Source organism: Serratia sp. MMO-28 (genome assembly GCF_037199905.1).
GTDB classification, from domain to species: Bacteria; Pseudomonadota; Gammaproteobacteria; order Enterobacterales; family Enterobacteriaceae; genus Chania; species Chania oryzae.
Genome location: NZ_JBBCVB010000123.1, coordinates 1 through 235, shown reverse-complemented (window position 1 = coordinate 235; position 235 = coordinate 1). Strand labels below are relative to the sequence as shown.

Annotated in this window: 1 protein-coding gene; it reads left to right on the top strand. The window is 62.1% G+C overall.

Features of this window, described 5'->3' with window-relative positions; all coding sequences use genetic code 11:
* Nucleotides 1-235 (top strand): autotransporter outer membrane beta-barrel domain-containing protein (locus WG891_RS26830; protein ID WP_337274595.1); only part of this gene is annotated, 235 nt, incomplete at both ends.

Below are 235 nucleotides of genomic sequence, written 5' to 3'. Positions count from 1 at the left end.
CTACAGCGATTTCATCATCAACGGCAACTATGTGGGCAACGGCGGTAACGTCGCCCTGAATACCGTGCTGGCCGGGGATGACGCCGCCACCGACCGGCTGGTGGTGACGGGGGATACGTCAGGCTCCAGCACGGTCAGCGTCAGCAATATCGGCGGGGACGGGGCGAAGAACATCAACGGCATTCAGGTGATCAACGTCGGGGGGAACTCGGCGGGCACCTTTACCCTGAATGGC